General features: G+C 32.6%; 16 protein-coding genes. 8 read left to right on the forward strand and 8 right to left on the reverse strand.

Annotated elements, in window-relative coordinates:
* Positions 1-60: 60 nt before the first annotated feature.
* On the forward strand, positions 61-588 hold the full coding sequence (locus tag NZD85_RS05230; RefSeq protein WP_260543962.1) for a DUF4136 domain-containing protein: 528 nt from the start codon (positions 61-63) through the stop codon (positions 586-588).
* Between the two features lie 106 nt (positions 589-694).
* Positions 695-1,300 (forward strand): porin family protein, encoded by a 606-nt coding sequence (locus NZD85_RS05235; protein ID WP_260543963.1) that lies wholly within the window; start codon positions 695-697, stop codon positions 1,298-1,300.
* Positions 1,301-1,365: 65 nt separating this feature from the next.
* Here NZD85_RS05235 and NZD85_RS05240 read toward each other — a convergent pair whose 3' ends face one another.
* The 3 genes from NZD85_RS05240 to NZD85_RS05250 all read right to left on the reverse strand — a co-directional run bounded on the left by NZD85_RS05240 (position 1,366) and on the right by NZD85_RS05250 (position 6,936).
* Positions 1,366-2,637 carry a T9SS type A sorting domain-containing protein gene (locus NZD85_RS05240; RefSeq protein WP_260543965.1) on the reverse strand — a complete coding sequence of 424 codons (1,272 nt, stop codon included), beginning with the start codon at positions 2,635-2,637 and terminating at the stop codon, positions 1,366-1,368.
* Between the two features lie 279 nt (positions 2,638-2,916).
* Entirely contained in the window at positions 2,917-4,140 is a 1,224-nt protein-coding gene (gene odhB / locus NZD85_RS05245) for a 2-oxoglutarate dehydrogenase complex dihydrolipoyllysine-residue succinyltransferase (protein WP_188319783.1), read from the reverse strand.
* Between the two features lie 18 nt (positions 4,141-4,158).
* A complete protein-coding gene (locus NZD85_RS05250; RefSeq protein ID WP_260543967.1) occupies positions 4,159-6,936 on the reverse strand; it encodes a 2-oxoglutarate dehydrogenase E1 component in 2,778 nt (925 codons plus the stop codon).
* Between the two features lie 157 nt (positions 6,937-7,093).
* Here NZD85_RS05250 and NZD85_RS05255 point away from each other — a divergent pair, with 157 nt between their 5' ends.
* Positions 7,094-8,245 carry a sensor histidine kinase gene (locus NZD85_RS05255; protein WP_260543970.1) on the forward strand — a complete coding sequence of 384 codons (1,152 nt, stop codon included), beginning with the start codon at positions 7,094-7,096 and terminating at the stop codon, positions 8,243-8,245.
* A 69-nt stretch (positions 8,246-8,314) separates the two neighbouring features.
* On the opposite strand, the gene NZD85_RS05260 is transcribed toward NZD85_RS05255, so the two are convergent.
* From NZD85_RS05260 to rsmA, 3 genes are read right to left on the reverse strand one after another with little or no spacing between them, the layout of a single operon-like run.
* Positions 8,315-8,755, reverse strand: a complete 441-nt coding sequence (locus NZD85_RS05260) for a GyrI-like domain-containing protein (protein WP_260544551.1) — start codon at positions 8,753-8,755, stop codon at positions 8,315-8,317.
* 20 nt (positions 8,756-8,775) lie between these two features.
* Entirely contained in the window at positions 8,776-10,131 is a 1,356-nt protein-coding gene (mgtE, locus tag NZD85_RS05265; protein WP_225539339.1) for a magnesium transporter, read from the reverse strand.
* A gap of 3 nt (positions 10,132-10,134) precedes the next feature.
* Positions 10,135-10,902, reverse strand: a complete 768-nt coding sequence (rsmA, locus tag NZD85_RS05270) for a 16S rRNA (adenine(1518)-N(6)/adenine(1519)-N(6))-dimethyltransferase RsmA (protein WP_171622646.1) — start codon at positions 10,900-10,902, stop codon at positions 10,135-10,137.
* A gap of 106 nt (positions 10,903-11,008) precedes the next feature.
* Between rsmA and NZD85_RS05275 the strand changes: the two genes are divergently transcribed.
* The 4 genes from NZD85_RS05275 to truB are packed head-to-tail and all read left to right on the forward strand — an operon-like array spanning position 11,009 to position 13,803.
* The gene (locus tag NZD85_RS05275; RefSeq protein WP_260543974.1) at positions 11,009-11,902 is read left to right on the forward strand and encodes a cell division protein FtsX; all 894 of its coding nucleotides are present in this window, start codon (positions 11,009-11,011) and stop codon (positions 11,900-11,902) included.
* Entirely contained in the window at positions 11,902-12,204 is a 303-nt protein-coding gene (locus NZD85_RS05280) for a DUF3098 domain-containing protein (RefSeq protein WP_225542020.1), read from the forward strand. The genes NZD85_RS05275 and NZD85_RS05280 overlap by 1 nt, the downstream gene beginning before the upstream one ends.
* The gene (locus NZD85_RS05285; RefSeq protein ID WP_260543976.1) at positions 12,204-13,088 is read left to right on the forward strand and encodes an undecaprenyl-diphosphate phosphatase; all 885 of its coding nucleotides are present in this window, start codon (positions 12,204-12,206) and stop codon (positions 13,086-13,088) included. The genes NZD85_RS05280 and NZD85_RS05285 overlap by 1 nt, the downstream gene beginning before the upstream one ends.
* Before the next feature lies 1 nt (position 13,089).
* Positions 13,090-13,803, forward strand: a complete 714-nt coding sequence (gene truB / locus NZD85_RS05290) for a tRNA pseudouridine(55) synthase TruB (protein WP_260543978.1) — start codon at positions 13,090-13,092, stop codon at positions 13,801-13,803.
* A 39-nt stretch (positions 13,804-13,842) separates the two neighbouring features.
* On the opposite strand, the gene NZD85_RS05295 is transcribed toward truB, so the two are convergent.
* Both NZD85_RS05295 and NZD85_RS05300 read right to left on the reverse strand, forming a co-directional pair.
* Positions 13,843-14,505: an alpha/beta fold hydrolase gene (locus tag NZD85_RS05295; protein WP_171622641.1), complete on the reverse strand. Its 663-nt coding sequence runs from the start codon at positions 14,503-14,505 to the stop codon at positions 13,843-13,845.
* Positions 14,506-14,511: 6 nt separating this feature from the next.
* The gene (locus NZD85_RS05300; protein WP_225539341.1) at positions 14,512-15,333 is read right to left on the reverse strand and encodes an AraC family transcriptional regulator; all 822 of its coding nucleotides are present in this window, start codon (positions 15,331-15,333) and stop codon (positions 14,512-14,514) included.
* Positions 15,334-15,525: 192 nt separating this feature from the next.
* Here NZD85_RS05300 and NZD85_RS05305 point away from each other — a divergent pair, with 192 nt between their 5' ends.
* On the forward strand, positions 15,526-17,037 hold the full coding sequence (locus NZD85_RS05305) for a succinate CoA transferase (RefSeq protein WP_260543981.1): 1,512 nt from the start codon (positions 15,526-15,528) through the stop codon (positions 17,035-17,037).
* The last annotated feature ends 93 nt before the right edge of the window (positions 17,038-17,130 follow it).

Consider the following 17,130-nt stretch of genomic DNA (forward strand, 5'->3'; position numbering starts at 1 on the left):
TTTTTAATTTAACTTTACATTTAGGAATAATAATTGTAGTTTTAATTAAAAATTAAGGTCATGAAAATTATACATTTTACTTTTATAATTTTGTTGTCTTTATTTGTAACGAGCTGTAGTACAGTTCAGGTAAGTACAGATTATGATAGATCAGCAAATTTCGCAACGTATAAAACTTATTCTTTCCATCAAAAAGGCTTGGATAAGCTGAAGGTGAACGATTTAGATAAAAACAGATTAATTGCCGCAATTGATGCACAAATGGCAGCAAAAGGTTTTACAAAAGTAAATACTGATGCCGATTTGGTAGTTAATTTATTAACAAGTTCAAAAGAACAAATTTCTGTAAACAATAACAATTGGGGGTATGGTCCTTACGGATACTACGCCGGTTATTATGGAAATAGCGTTTCATCTTACCAAGCAGGCACAATTGTTCTTGACATTGTAGATGACAAACGAAATGTATTGGTATGGCAAGGTGTAGGATCTGATCTGAACTTGAGTAATATTAGTGCAAAAGCGGAAAGAATACCGAAAGCTATTGAAGAAATATTAGCTAAATTTCCACCACAACCAAAACAATAATTTTAAACTATTTTATCATATTAGCTCTTCCAAAGAAGAGCTTTTTTGTGGAATGAAAATTGTATTAAAAAAAACTTTAATTTTGTTAAAAAATATACAATAACTTATGAAAAATTTAAAAACCAATCTATTAAGCTTAATCTTATTAAGTTTATCTACTTTGTCTTTTGCTCAAATGGAATATGGAGTAAAAGGTGGTGTAGGACTTAGTAATACAACTATTGTTCATGGAGTTTCTAAAGAGAGAGTTGGATTTTTAGCTGGAGGTGTAGCGAAATATCAATTAACAACACGAAATGAAAACCACTATTTACAAGCCGAAGTTTTATATACTACTCAAGGAGAATATTCATTATATAAAGAAGGGGGCGATAAATATAAAGCGTTCTTGAACTATATCAATATTCCAATTATGTATAAATACTATTTTGATGATCAAGGAAAAGATTTCTTTGTTGAAGGAGGACCACAATTAGGTTTCAAAGTATCAGAAAAATTTGATGTAGGAGAACCAGAAAGTGAAAATAATATCCCAAAATCGTTTGATTTGGCTTTTAATATTGGGGGTGGTTATTCTATTGATAGAAAATATGAAATCAATTTACGCTATCAATACGGATTAATTGATACGTACGATTATGTATCAGGAGGTTGGGACAATGGAACGAATCGTTCTTCTTTCTTAACATTAGGACTTACTTATTTTTTTTAATAAAATTTAAAAAGTCGCTCATATTCAACTATTGAGCGACTTTTTTTTGTGTTAATCTGAATGAATTACTTTTTGATAAACTTAATTGATTCGTTAGTAGAATCTGTATTAATTTTAATCATATAAACTCCTTTATTTAAGAAATTTAAATCAATTTTATTAGTTGTAACTTTAGTTGATTTCCAAACTTGTTGACCTACTAAATTATAAATTTCTATTGTATTAATTTTCTCTTTTGAGTTTATTGTCATTTCATCAATGACAGGATTTGGCGAAATCGTTGTGATATTTTTCTCTATAACGTTTTCTGTTACAGTTAAATTATCTTTCAATTTTATGACAAAACCTTTCAAATCCATTTCATCCCAATTAATTCCAATTCCTCCTATATATTGTCCATTAGGAGAAATTCCTGTTGGTAATACAAAAGTGAAGCTTTTGTCATCAAATCCAGCTTCTTTTACATAGTCTTCAATTTTAACCATACCTTTATCTTTAAACCAGATAAAACCTTCTCCGTCCGTATTTGTTGCATACCATAATCTTGAATATCCAACAGCAACATTACCATCATCTGAAACCGCAATTATAGATGATACATATTCTGGATCTGGATGTTCTACCATTGTATAAACACCTGTTGTAACATTATAGATATATCCTTCTGGATCATTAAATCCAACAATTATATTACCATCAGCAGAAACAGACAATGCTTCCCCTACTTCATTTCCTTGTAAATCTTTTATATGAGTTTGTACTCCATTTTTCCAATACACACCTTTACGAAAACCATTTTCATCATCTTGCCAACCAACAACCATTGTTCCGTCGTTGTTAACAGAATTAGCTCTTGCGCTTTTACCTGAGAAAGTTGACGGCAATTGTTTTATTCCATCTTTTCTATTCCAAACAATAGGTAATGCTTGTGAAGCTGTTAAAAATTTTAATCCAACTAAAGTTTCACCATTACTTGACATACCCCATGCAGAAGTATCCTTCCCTCCTATAAATTCCCATTTATTGTTAGAAATATTATAAAGCGCCAATTCATCATTTCCTGTATCAGGATTTGTCATAGTTCCCGACACCAAAGTCCCATCAGCAGAAATAGTTGTATTACCTGAAATATAATCATCACTTCCAGATAATTCTCCAATTACAGAAGGACCATCTTCTTTTGTCCATTTAAAATGTAAAACACCAGCAGCATTCCCAACAGCTACACCATTATTTGAGATATCAGTAACTTGAGCCCATGTCCCTACATCATAAACCTGTGCGTTCGAATTTAAAAGCATTAATAAAGTAAATGCTGATAAGTAAATTTTCTTCATAATTATTAAAGTGTTAATTCAATACTTTAAAATTAAACTATTTTATCAACAGATGGATAGAAGGAAAATCAAATAGATTTATTTTCCTAAAAATTAAAGAATAATTTATTGATTATCAATTAATTATTTAAAAAATTTACTCTGTTTAAAAAGAAGAAATTCTTGAAATTCATTTATTAAAAAACAGAATACAATAATATTAATTAGAAAATATCATAAACCAAAAAAGCCATTCTTACGAATGGCTTTCAATTTATGGATTGTTAGAATGTTCTTGTATTACAATTCTAAAGCTCTTTTAGCATCACCTCCCATTAATACATTTAATGGATCTTCTACCGCTTCTTTAACTGCAACTAAGAATCCAACAGATTCGCGTCCGTCAATAATACGGTGGTCATAAGATAAAGCAACATACATCATTGGAGCAATAACAATTTGTCCGTTTTTAACAACTGGACGCTCAACAATATTGTGCATTCCTAAGATACCAGATTGAGGTGGGTTGATAATTGGAGTAGACATCATTGATCCAAATACACCACCATTTGTGATTGTAAATGTACCTCCTGTCATTTCATCAACTGAAATTTTTCCGTCACGTACTTTGATTGCTAAATCTTTGATAGATTGCTCAACACCACGGAAAGTTAAGTTTTCTGCATTACGAACTACTGGTACCATCAAACCTTTTGGTCCTGATACTGCAACAGAAACGTCTGCAAAATCAAATTTAACTTGGTAGTCACCGTCGATCATAGAGTTTACATCTGGGTACATCTCTAATGCGCGAGTAACTGCTTTTGTAAAGAATGACATAAATCCTAAACCAACACCATGTTTCGCTTTGAATTCGTCTTTATATTGATTACGTAAAGCAAAAATTGCTGACATATCAACTTCGTTGAATGTTGTTAACATTGCAGTTTCATTTTTAACAGAAACTAAACGTTGTGCAATTTTACGACGTAATGATGATAATTTTTTCTCTGATTGAGCACGTGTTCCTTGAGTAGAAGTTCCCATTGCTGGAGTAAAACGAACTGCGTCATCTTGAGTGATACGACCGTCACGTCCTGATCCTTTTACTTGAGAAGCGTCAATACCTTTCTCATCTAAAACTTTTTTAGCAGCTGGAGATGGAGTTCCAGTAGCATATGTTGTAGCTGGAGCAGCAGGTGCTGGTGTTGCAACTGGAGCTGGAGCAGCTTTCACTTCTTCTTTTACTTCAGCTTTAGGAGCTTCAGCGCTTCCTCCTGCTGGTTTAGCAGCTGATGTATCAATAAGACAAACAACTTGTCCTACTTCTACAACATCACCTTCTTCAGCTTTCAAAGTGATAATTCCACTTTCTTCTGCTGGTAATTCTAATGTTGCTTTATCTGAATCAACCTCTGCAATTGCTTGGTCTTTTTCTACGTAATCACCGTCTTTTACTAACCACGTAGCGATTTCTACTTCTGTTATTGATTCCCCTGGTGATGGGACTTTCATTTCTAACATATCTATTAGCTTTATTTTTTAATTGAATACTTTATTAATTACCTCTTCGTAAATTGCAGCCCAACGTTTGCTTGAACCTGGTGCTGTTGCTGCACTTTCTGCTGGTGAAACTACGTCGAATGGATATTTTCTTAATTTACGTAAGATATACATCCAAGCTCCCATGTTTTCTGGCTCTTCTTGTGCCCAAACCAATCTAGCATCACCAAATTTAGAGATGATAGTATCTACTTTTTCTTCGTTTAATGGATATAATTGTTCTAAACGAATAATTGCAGTTTCTTTATCTCCTAATTCTTGGCGTTTTTTGTCTAAGTCATAGTAGATTTTACCTGAACAGAAAACTACTTTTTTCACTTTCTTAGCATCTACTGTTACATCTTCGATGATTTCTTGGAAACCTCCATTTGTGAAATCTGCTAATGATGATACAGCTGACGGATGACGTAATAAAGATTTTGGAGACATGACAACCAATGGTTTACGGTAATCAGTAACGACTTGTCTTCTTAATGCATGGAAGAAGTTCGCTGGAGTTGTGATGTTTGCAACAAACATATTGTTACCAGCACACATTTGTAAGAAACGCTCTAAACGTGCTGAAGAGTGCTCTGCTCCTTGTCCTTCATATCCATGAGGCAATAACATCACTAAACCGTTTTGTAATTTCCATTTATCTTCAGCTGCAGAAATGTATTGATCGATTACAATTTGTGCTCCATTCACGAAATCTCCAAACTGAGCTTCCCAAATTGTTAATGCTTTTGGATTAGCCATTGCATATCCATAATCAAAACCTAAAACTGCATACTCAGATAATAATGAATTATAGATTCTTAATTGACCTTGCTCATCATTAATATGGTTTAATAAAATAATTTCTTCTTCTGTGTCTTCAGTTTTTACAACCGCATGACGGTGAGAGAATGTTCCACGCTCTACATCTTCTCCAGAAACACGTACATTACGTCCGTCTGTTAAGATAGAACCGAAAGCTAAAGCTTCTCCTAATCCCCAGTCAATTTTATCTTCCTCAATCATTTTTCCTCGTCCTTCAATTAAACGAGAAACTTTTTTGATTAATTTTTTACCTTCTGGAACTGTAGAAACAGCTTTTGCAATTTCTTTTAATTTTGCTTCGTCGTAAGCAGTATTTGCTTGTTCAAAAACTTTTGCATCATCAGCAATTTCAAATCCTTCCCACTCTTCTGGCATAAAAGGGAAGATATGGTTACGTTCGATTTCTTTAGAAGCTTCGAAGTTTTTTTCTAATAACGCTTTAAATTCAGCTTCTTTTTGTTTTACAATTTCTTCTCCAATTACACCCTCTTTTAATAATTGTTCCTTGTAAATTTCACGAGGATTTGGGTGTTTAGAGATTACATTATATAATTTAGGTTGAGTGAATTTTGGTTCATCACCTTCGTTATGTCCATATTTACGGTATCCTAATAAATCGATGAATACATCAGAACCGAATTGTGCACGATAATCTGCTGCAAAACGGAAAGCATGAACTACCGCCTCTACATCATCAGAATTTACATGCATTACAGGAGATAATGTTACTTTCGCAACATCTGTACAATAAGTAGATGTACGGGCATCTAAATAATTTGTTGTAAATCCGATTTGGTTATTTACAACAACGTGTACTGTACCACCTGTTTTATATCCGTCTAATCCTGCCATTTGAACAACTTCGTAAACGATTCCTTGTCCAGCTACAGCAGCATCACCATGAATTAAGATTGGAATAATTTTAGAATAATCATCTTTATAATCTTCCTCAGCTTTTGCACGTGTAATACCCTCAACAACTGCATCTACAGTCTCTAAGTGAGATGGATTTGGTGCTAAATTGATTTTGATTTCTTTTCCATTCAATGCTTTGATTTGATTAGATGATCCCATGTGATATTTAACATCACCAGCCATCAAATCTGTATCAAACGCTTTTCCTTCGAATTCTGAGAAGATTTGAGAATATGATTTTCCAAAAATGTTAGCCAAAACATTCAAACGTCCACGGTGAGCCATCCCTACGATAACCTCTTGTACACCGTGATCTGCAGAACGATTAATCAATGTATCCAAAGCAGGAATCAATGATTCATTTCCTTCTACTGAGAAACGCTTTTGTCCAACATATTTAGTGTGCATAAAGTTCTCAAAAGCAGTAGCTTCATTCAACTTTTCTAATACACGCTCTTTCTCCTCTTTCGATAATTTTGGTTGATTCAAGTTTTGGTTTAACCAATTCTGAATCCAATTAATTCTTTGAGGTTCTCTAACATACATATACTCGATTCCGATAGATTCGCAGTACATGTTTTCTAAGTGTCCAATGATTTCACGTAAAGTGATTGGCCCACCGATTCCCAAAATTTCACCAGCGTTGAATGTTAACCCTAAATCAGCATCAGTCAAACCGAAGTTTTTGATATCTAATGAAGGCTCAAAAGTTCTACGCGCTCTAACAGGGTTAGTTTTTGTAAACAAATGTCCACGAGTACGATAAGCATCAATTAAGTTGATCACTTTAAACTCCTTTTGTACATTGTCTGGAACTTGAGAAACAACGGCAGGATTCACCCTTGCTTGCGTTGTTTGATTACCTTTGTTAGGTGCTGGTGCAAATAATGGCTCTCCATCATATGTTGCATTTGCAAAGTCATACCCTTGGAAAAAAGCTTTCCAACTTGGTTCAATACTATCCGGATATTGGACGTATTGATCATATAAGTCGCCTATAAACTCTAAATGAGCGGCATTTAAAAACGAAAAACGATCCATAAATTTTACTCTCTATGAGATTTAGCTACAAAAATAAACTATTTAAGGCTTTAAAAAAAATTACTTTCATCATATTTATCTTATTACGCCATAAAAATATATTATAATCAAATAATGATTACATTTGATATAAATTTAAGAAAGATTTTACATTTAGATGAGAAATTTTCTAACAAAAAAAATAAACAAACGTTGGATTGGCTTCTTTATAATAATTGTTATTTTTTCCATTACCATTTGGTCAAGTAACAAAATTGTAGAAGAATTAAAACTTGAAGAACATAATCGTGTAGAGAATTATGCGCGATCATTAGAGTTAATTAGCTCATCAGAATTTTTAGATTCTAAAACGCAAGATTTTTTATTTAAATTAATAAAAGACAATAAGTCTATTCCGGTTGCACTTGTAGATGAAAAAGGAATTATTGTAGATACTAAAAACATTGATGAATCAATTGTAAAAGATTCTGTAAAATTAGAGAGGTATGTACAAAAAATGAAATCAATTAACCAAACTATTGAAATCGAATTAATTGGTTCTAAAAATTTTGTTTACTTTAAAAACTCCAAACTTTTAAGTCAATTACAATACTATCCACTTATCATTATTTTATTGATTTTAATCTTTTTTGGTTTTTCGTATTGGTATTTCAAAACTATTCGCGAAACCGAAAAAAGTTATTTATGGGCTGGAATGGCAAAGGAAACTGCGCATCAAATTGGAACACCACTTTCTTCTCTGATGGGTTGGGTCGAACTTTTAAAATTAGAAGATATTGATCAGATATCCGTTGTGGAAATTGAAAAAGATGTTGATCGTCTAAAACATATTGCTGAACGTTTTTCTAAAATAGGTTCGACTTCTGAGTTGAAACCAATCGATTTAATCTCGACCTCTAAACAAACGGTTGATTATATTTCACAACGTATATCAAAAGGTATCGAAATTAATTTCAGAACAGATGTGAAAGAGTTTAAGATCAACCTCAATGCTTCCTTATACAGTTGGGTAATCGAAAATTTGATGAAAAATGCAGCTGATGCCATGCAAAATAAAGGCGTATTGGATATTACCATTACGACAACCAATAAATTTGTGGAAATTACTATTGCTGATACTGGATCTGGCATTCCAACAAAATTACAAAGAAAGATTTTCGAGCCTGGATTTACAACCAAAAAACGTGGATGGGGATTGGGTTTATCGTTAGCAAAACGAATTATAGAAGATTATCACAAAGGAAAAATATTTGTTGCCAAATCCTCTAAAGAAACTGGAACTGAATTTAAGATTTTGTTGAGGAAATAACTTCAAAGATTAAAGCTATAGAAGTTAGAAAACTTTTTCTCTAATTTCTATAGCTTTATACTAAAAATATCAAGCTTTCACTCCTATATAAATCTCAATTTCGGCATCAGCAGGGTTTTGTGCTTTTTCGGTGTATAATTCGTAGTCGTATATATACGTACGATTTAGATTTGCGTCATCATTCCAGATATCATTCCAAGTTTTCGCTACAGCTTCATGCAATTCTCCTTTGGCGATATATTTCTTAAACGTTTGAGGTTGAAATTCTCTTCCAACCATTCCTTCTGGAATTTCATCTAAAGAAGAAACTTCACAACCAATAATTGTTGTATATTTTCCTTTAAAATCACTTTCGTAATCTGTATAAATGGAATAAATATTAGCATTGATTTTATTAGGAATCTTTTCGATAATACTATCCGTAAAAAATTGCTGCCATAATTTTCCTAAATCTTCAATCGCTTGGTGATTATTATTTGAAGTCTGAACTGAAATTCCAATAATTTTCAATGTATTCATTTTGTTATCGTTTAAAATCCTAAAATCATTTTTGCAATCGAAAAATAAATTAACAGCCCAAAGATATCATTACTTGTTGTAATAAACGGACCTGTTGCAATTGCTGGATCTACGCCATATTTATGCAACGTAATAGGAATAAATGTCCCAATTAAACTTGCTAAAATCATAACAATTACTAAGGCCAATACTATTGTAGAAGAAATTTCATAGCTCGTGCTCATTAAAAAATGTGTTGCGACTAATAATACAAGCGCTAACAAAGTACTGTTTAACAAGGCCAATAACATTTCTTTTCCGAGTCTTTTCCAAATAGAACCAGAAATATTACTGTTAGCCAACCCTTGAACAATAATTGCGGAAGATTGCACGCCAACATTTCCTGCCATGGCAGCAACAAGTGGTGTAAAAAAGAATAGTTGAGGATACAAATCCATTGCATCACTAAAACTTTGAGATACATTTACTGCAATAAAACTACCTACCAAAGCCAATAAAAGCCAAGGTAAACGAGCTCGTGTTAACTTCAAAATACTATCGTCCGAATCTACATTTTGCGTAATCCCTGCTGCCAATTGATAATTTTCTTCAGCTTCTTCACGAATTACATCAATCACATCATCTACCGTAATCACTCCAACCAAACGCATCAATTCATCTACAACGGGAACTTCGTACAAATCATATTTCTCAATCACTTTGGCAACTTCCAAGTCAGTTGTATAGGTTTTTACATATTGTATTTTTTCGTTGTAAACATCGGCTACTTTAGAATTTGCAGAAGTTGTTAACAAACGTTTCAAACTTAATGTCCCAAGTAATTTATCATCTTCATCGACCACATAAATCGAAAAAACTTCTTCAAAATCCTCTGCTTGTTTACGCATTTGTTTAACAGCTGTAATCACCGACCAATCTTTATTCACTTTGATCAACTCTTTACCCATCAAACCTCCGGCAGTGTCTTCGTCATATCGTAATAAATCAACAATTTCACGGGCGTGCTCTTGGTCTTCTAACTGCGCAATTACCTCATCTTTCTTTTCGTCCGAAAGCTCGTTAATCACATCAACAGCATCATCGGTATCCATCTCATTAATCACATCTTCTGCAATCTCTTTTGCAGTAAGTGTTTTCAGAAATTTACGTCGATCATCCTCTTCTAACTCAAGAAGAATATCAGCAGAAATTTCGTTATCGAGCAAATCAATTACAAAAGACTGTTCCTTGGTCGAAAGTTCATCAAACAATTCGGCAATATCGGCGGGGTGCAAATCTTGCAACATCTCCTTTACCTCTTTTGCATTTTGTTGATTGATTCTTTCTGTTAAAAGTTCAATAAAATCTTTTGTAATTTTCACCTCCATAATCTATTTCATTCTTTTCGTTAATTCAATAAAATCTTCGACAGATAATTGTTCTGCGCGCATACTCATAAATTCGTGATCGTTTAAATCTTCAGGAATTCCTAAAGCTTTCAACGAATTACGAAGCGTTTTTCTTCTTTGTCCAAAACCAGCTTTCACTACTTGAAAAAATCGTTTTTGTTCAACTCCTTCTATTTCTGTTCTGTAACGCTTCATTATAATAACACCTGATTTCACTTTTGGTGGTGGTGTAAAAACGTGTTCTGGCACAGTAAACAAATAATCGCAATGATAGTACGCTTGCGCTAACACTGAAAGTATACCATAATCTTTTGTACCTTTTTTAGAGGCAATACGTTCGGCAACTTCTTTCTGAAACATTCCACAAACTTCGGGAACTGTGTGACGCTCTTCTAGCGCTTTAAAAATAATTTGCGAAGAGATATTATACGGAAAATTTCCTAAAATAGCAATTTGTTCATCAAATTTTGATGAGAAATCCATTTTCAAAAAATCCTCAGAATGAATTTTAAATCCTGGATAAAATGGTTGATAATATTCTTTTAAATATTCAACAGATTCATTATCAATCTCTACAACCTCTATATTTTTCTTTGCTTGTAAAATATATTTTGTCAACACTCCCATTCCTGGTCCAATCTCCAACACACGATCATATCCTTGCCAAGTCAATCCTTCAGCAATATCTCGTGCTATATTTTCGTCATTCAAAAAATGCTGACCTAAATGTTTTTTAGCTTTTACTTTCAAAAATTCTAAATTTTAAGTTTTCTTTAACCAACTTACCGTAGAATATATACGGAATATCTTTCTTGCGAAATAAGTTTTTTTTATCTTAGCCCCAAAATTAACCCAAATGTCAAAAACGAACGATAAATTTGAGAAAAAAAGACTGCGCTCTTCTAACATTACTGTTGTGATTAGTATTTCGCTTGTTTTATTTCTATTAGGTATTTTCGGCTTAATTGTCATTAATGCACAAAGTTACGCAGAACATCTAAAAAGAGAGTTAAAAATCGAGGCATATTTTAAAGATGTCGAAGATCCGAAATTAAAAGATAAGGAACTCGATTTACAAAAATCTTATATCGATTCGTTAAAAATTAAATACCCTTTTGTTGAAGCTACACAATATATTAGCAAAGAAGAGGCTGCAAAAATTGCAAAAAAAGATTTAGGTACAGATGGTAGTGATTTCTTCGAAGAAAGTATTTTCCCTGCTTCGGTTCAAATTACGTTAAACCCTGCAATGATAGAATCTGTCGAACAAATTGACTCGATCAACAAAGTTTTAGCAAAAAATCAAATCATAGATGAAGTAAAGAGTGATAAAGAAGCAATGGTAACGATTTATCATAGTATCAACAACATTACGTTTTGGATTATGATATTTGCTGTTATCTTCTTGATAATTGTAGTTGTATTAATCAACAATTCTATCCGCCTGAAAATTTATGCGAAACGTTTTAGCATTAAAACAATGCAATTAGTAGGTGCTCGTAGACGTTTTATTGTAAAACCGTTCTTAATAGAAGCAGCTATTTTAGGTTTCTTAGCAGCATTTATTGCCGTTATTGGTTTAGGTTTCTTGTGGTACATTTTAGCAACAAAAGTAGGTTTGGTTATTTGGAACCCTAACTTTACACCATTAATCATTATTCTTATTGGAATTGGTGTTGTAATTGCGGTATTTAGTACATTGTTTGCTGCATGGCGTTATTTAAGATTAAAAACTGATCAACTTTATTAATGAAATCAAATTCTATCGATACAACAAAAAAATCAGCAGTTACAAATACTGCTGGTTTTACTTTTTTATTCGGAAAAAGAAATTACATTTTCATGGCAATTGGTGTTGCACTAATTGGTCTTGGCTTTTTATTAATGACAGGACACGATGCCAACACAAGACCTGATGGAACTTGGGATGCTAATTATTGGAACGACGAAATCTATTCTTTCCGAAGAATTAGATTAGCTCCATTTTTAGTTGTTGCAGGTTTTATCGTTGAAATTTATGCCATTTTAATCAATCCGAATAAAGAAAAATAATGAATACTTTACAAGCAATTATCATTGCTATTATAGAAGGTCTTACCGAATATTTACCAATTTCTTCTACAGCGCACATGGGATTTACCGCTGCGTTGATGGGTATGAAACCAAGTGATTTCTTAAGTATGTTTCAAGTATCAATACAATTTGGAGCAATTTTATCAATCGTTGTGTTGTATTGGAAAAAATTCTTTGACTTCAAAAATTTTAATTTCAACTTTTACATCAAATTAGCATTAGCTGTAGTACCTGCGTTAATTTTAGGAAAATTATTTGATGATAAAATCGAAGCTGTTTTAAAAGAACAATTCTATATTTCTGGAATGTTGGTTTTTGGAGGTATCATCTTATTATTTGTAGACAAATGGTTCAAAAATCCAAGAATTGATGATGAAAAAGACATTTCTTTAAAACAAGCTATTATTATCGGTTTTTGGCAATGTTTAGCCATGATGCCAGGAACTTCTCGTTCTGCTGCCTCTATTATTGGAGGGATGACACAAGGATTATCACGTAAAGCTGCTGCCGAATTTTCATTCTTTTTGGCTGTTCCTACGATGTTAGCAGTTACAGTTTATTCTGTTTTTGTAAAAACTTGGGGAAAAGAAGGTCCAACACCAATGAAAGGTTACGAAATGATTTTACAAGATCAACATCATATTACTTTATTTATCATTGGAAATGTGGTTGCATTTATCGTTGCCTTGATCGCTGTAAAAACATTTATTGCTGTTTTAACAAAATATGGTTTCAAGTTTTGGGGTTGGTACAGAATAATTATCGGAATTATTTTATTGATTTATTTCTGGAACACTACTCCATCTCAAGTTGAAAAAGACAATGCCGCTTCAGTAGAAACTACAATGATTCAGCACAACTAAAATGAACGTAGAAAAAATACAAGAAGGTCACGTTTTTTTGATTGACAAACCACTTGATTGGACTTCTTTTGATGTAGTCAATAAAATTCGTTGGAACATCAGAAAAGCTTATAATTTAAAGAAAATAAAAGTTGGTCATGCCGGAACTTTAGACCCTAAAGCCACTGGTCTTTTATTGGTTTGTACAGGTAAATGGACAAAACGCATTGACGAATTTCAGGCACAAGAAAAAACGTATACAGGAACAATCAAATTAGGCGTAACTACTCCAACTTATGATTTAGAATCAGAAGAAAACGAAATTTTCCCTACAGAACATATCACAGAAGAAATTATTCACGAAACAACGAAGCAGTTTATAGGAGAAATTGAACAATTTCCACCAATGCATTCGGCAATTAAAGTGGACGGAAAACGTTTGTACGAATTGGCACGTGATGGTCAAGAAATCGAACGAAAAGCACGTAAAGTTAATATTCTCGATTTCAAAATAACAAAAATAAATTTACCTTTTGTTGATTTTGAAGTGAATTGCAGCAAGGGAACGTATATACGTTCGTTGGCTTATGATTTTGGAAAAGCTTTAAATTCGGGAGGATATTTAACTGCGTTAAGACGAACGAAGATTGGTGAATTTGATGTAATCAATTCCGAAAATTTAGCTTTAGAAAGAAGTTATTTTGAAGAAAAAGATCAAACAGAAAAAGAATTATAATATATACAAAAGCTTGAACAAATGTTCAAGCTTTTCTTTTTATAATGTAGTCAAAACTTTATTGATTTCTTCACTTACTTGTTTTGGTTTTTGCATCACCATAATATGCGTTCCGCCATCTATTTGTATAGCGTCTTTGATGTATTCAATCGGAAAAACGATATCTTTTGTTCCATGAATGTGCGTTACATTTTTTTCGTGATAAGCAGCAGAGTGTTCCCAATTAACAATCTTATGAATCGACCATTTTAAATAATCCGCATTTTTAAACTCAAAAATATCATCTATATTATCTTTTTCACGATCTGTATAATACAACTTTCTCATCATCATATAAGAAAATGTTCGATCTGAAGTTAAAAAACTCATGGGAATTATTTTATGCGCATTGATCAATGCAGAAAATCGAAATAATTTAGGAATCTCTGTTCTATTCTTAACTGTAGAAATTAAAAATGTATGCGCGGGATCAATAAAACGATTCATTTCTTGTACAATTATTCCTCCAAAAGATAATCCCATCAAAAGAAATTCTTCTGTGGGATTTATTTTATCTAATAATCGTTCAGCATAATGAGCCAAAGTTTCGTCTTTCTCTGGGTCTAACCAAGGAATATAAACTTGCTCAAAATCTTGTTCCAAGCGCAGATTTCTAAATGCATTTGCATTTGCACCTAATCCACTTACTTGATAAATTTTCATATCTTATTATAATATATCTTTCTTTTTTGAGTAATCTGTAGGGCGTACACCAATCACTTTTTGAAAAGTATTACTAAACGTCGGTAAACTATTGTATCCTACCATAGTTGATATTTCGCTGATAGAATATGTATTGTCAATCAATAACTGTAAAGCACGTAACATTCTTAGAATAGTAAAGTACTGCACAAATGTCATATTCAAATCTTTTTGAAATAAACGTGACAATGATCGTTCTGAAAACCCAAACTCTGCTGTAATTTTTTTCATTGTGATCGAAGAATCCATATTATCATCTAAGAATTGTACAATTTTTTTCAGACGTTCATCATGTGGAAGTGGTAAAGCTAATCGTAAACTGCTTTTACTTACTTTAGGTAAAATTTCTTTAAATGCTTGTGCTATTACATATTCGCTTCTGTTTTCAGGCACTATGTCACCTTTCCATTGATTAGAGAACAATAAAAGTTCTAAAAGTAAACCATCAGTTGGATAAATTCCTACTTTCTTATAAAACGAATTATCGCTTTCATTTATAGGAAAATATAAATTTCTCATGATTACATCTGGTGTATTTGGGTGTATACTGTGTTCAACATGAGGCGGTATCCACATATAGTGTCTTGCAGGTAAATAAAAAGTATCTTTTCCTATTTTGACATACACTATACCTCCCTCACAATAAAGAAATTGCGCTTTATTATGTTTGTGCTCTACAACGTATGCCTCCGAAATTTCCTTGTGATAACAGAAAATAGAGGTCGGTAGTTTATCAATTTCGGTTAGGTAGTATCGTGTTTCGAATTTATTATCTAAGTGTATATTCATAGTTTTTTAATCTGTGAACTAATATAATAATTTATTTGATATAATGTATCAAGTACACAAATAAAAGTGTCTGAAATGAATAATTATTTGACTATTATTGATATTAACTTTTTATTAAATTATATAATATTTGTAATTCCCTCTACTGAGAAGGGTACAATTATTGAAAAGTATTAGAAAATAAGTTGCATTATGTTGGAAAGAATAAAATTAACTGACTTACAATCAAAGGTAATGACAGCAGAGGAGTCTGCCAAATTTTTTGAAGATGGAATGACTGTAGGTTCAAGTGGTTTTACAAGAGGAGGTGATACAAAAGTTGTATTAAAAGCTGTTGCGGAGCGTGCCAAATCTGAAAATTTAAAAATCACTTTAGTTACTGGTGCATCATTAGGCCATGGAACGGACGCTGCTTTGGTAGAAAGTGGAGCGTTAAAAAAACGTTTACCATTCCAAGTTGACACTGTAATGCGTAAAAATATTAATGCAGGAAATGTATTATTTATAGATCAACACTTAGGAGAATCAGCTGAACATATTTTAGATGGTCAATTTAAGATTGATTTAGGTGTTTTAGAAGTTGCCGAAATTTTAGAAGATGGTTCTTTAGTTCCTACAACTTCTATCGGTAATAATGCAGAAATTGCAGAAAATGCTGATAAATTAATCATCGAGATTAATACAGCTATCCCTACAAATATCAGAGGTATTCACGACATCTATAGTGTAGAAGAATATGGAAAACGTACCCCAATTAACATCACTTCTTGTGATTCTAAAATTGGACGTGAAACAATAAAAGTAGATCCTTCTAAAATTGTTGGAATTGTATTCCACGACATTCAAGATGCTCCTGGAGATATTCAACCAGCTGACGAAGCGACTGCGGCAATTGCACAAAATATTGTGAAATTCTTCGAAAATGAAGTTAAAGAAGGACGCTTAACAAAATCTTTGATGCCATTACAATGTGGTATTGGAAAAGTTGCAAATGCTGTATTAGGTGGATTAGAGCATTCCGACTTCGAAGATTTAGTTATGTATTCAGAAGTTTTACAAGATTCTACATTTGATTTAATCGATTCTGGAAAAATGAAGTTTGCTTCAGCATCTTCAATGACAGTTTCTCAAGAATGTTACGATCGTGTAATTGGAAATATTGACAACTACAAAGGAAAAATCCTTTTACGTCCACAATCTATTTCTAACTCTTGCGAAGTGATTCGTCGTTTAGGAATTATCGGGATCAATACATCTTTAGAGTGTGATATTTACGGTAACGTAAACTCTACTCACGTTTCTGGTACTCACATGATGAACGGAATCGGTGGTTCTGGAGATTTTGCTCGTAATGCATTTATCTCAATCTTTGTTACTGCTTCTACTGCAAAAGGTGGAAATATTTCTTCTGTTGTTCCGATGGTTTCACATACAGACCATACAGAACACGATGTTGATATTATTGTAACAGAACAAGGTTTAGCTGATTTAAGAGGTTTAGCTCCTCGCGAAAGAGCAATCGAAATCATCAACAACTGTGTTCACCCAGATTATAAAGCTGAATTATTATCTTATTTCGAAAGAGCTTGTGCAGAAAGAGGTGGTCAAACACCACATATCTTAGAAGAAGCGTTCTCTTGGCACACAAGATTGAAACAAACAGGTTCTATGAAAAAAGAAGAATTATTAGTATTAAATCATTAGAAATAATAAGACTATACTTATTCAAAAGCATAATTCGGAAATTTCGGATTGTGCTTTTTTTGTGAAATAATTCCAATTAATCTCTTATTTGTA

Source organism: Empedobacter stercoris, assembly GCF_025244765.1.
In the GTDB taxonomy this organism is placed as follows: Bacteria; Bacteroidota; Bacteroidia; order Flavobacteriales; family Weeksellaceae; genus Empedobacter; species Empedobacter stercoris.

Coding starts and splice junctions, on each gene's coding strand:
- NZD85_RS05230 (WP_260543962.1), top strand. CDS start 61: ATGAAAATTATACATTTTACTTTTATAATTTTGTTGTCTTTATTTGTA.
- NZD85_RS05235 (WP_260543963.1), top strand. CDS start 695: ATGAAAAATTTAAAAACCAATCTATTAAGCTTAATCTTATTAAGTTTA.
- NZD85_RS05240 (WP_260543965.1), bottom strand. CDS start 2,637: ATGAAGAAAATTTACTTATCAGCATTTACTTTATTAATGCTTTTAAAT.
- odhB (WP_188319783.1), bottom strand. CDS start 4,140: ATGTTAGAAATGAAAGTCCCATCACCAGGGGAATCAATAACAGAAGTA.
- NZD85_RS05250 (WP_260543967.1), bottom strand. CDS start 6,936: ATGGATCGTTTTTCGTTTTTAAATGCCGCTCATTTAGAGTTTATAGGC.
- NZD85_RS05255 (WP_260543970.1), top strand. CDS start 7,094: ATGAGAAATTTTCTAACAAAAAAAATAAACAAACGTTGGATTGGCTTC.
- mgtE (WP_225539339.1), bottom strand. CDS start 10,131: ATGGAGGTGAAAATTACAAAAGATTTTATTGAACTTTTAACAGAAAGA.
- NZD85_RS05275 (WP_260543974.1), top strand. CDS start 11,009: ATGTCAAAAACGAACGATAAATTTGAGAAAAAAAGACTGCGCTCTTCT.
- NZD85_RS05280 (WP_225542020.1), top strand. CDS start 11,902: ATGAAATCAAATTCTATCGATACAACAAAAAAATCAGCAGTTACAAAT.
- NZD85_RS05285 (WP_260543976.1), top strand. CDS start 12,204: ATGAATACTTTACAAGCAATTATCATTGCTATTATAGAAGGTCTTACC.
- truB (WP_260543978.1), top strand. CDS start 13,090: ATGAACGTAGAAAAAATACAAGAAGGTCACGTTTTTTTGATTGACAAA.
- NZD85_RS05295 (WP_171622641.1), bottom strand. CDS start 14,505: ATGAAAATTTATCAAGTAAGTGGATTAGGTGCAAATGCAAATGCATTT.
- NZD85_RS05300 (WP_225539341.1), bottom strand. CDS start 15,333: ATGAATATACACTTAGATAATAAATTCGAAACACGATACTACCTAACC.
- NZD85_RS05305 (WP_260543981.1), top strand. CDS start 15,526: ATGTTGGAAAGAATAAAATTAACTGACTTACAATCAAAGGTAATGACA.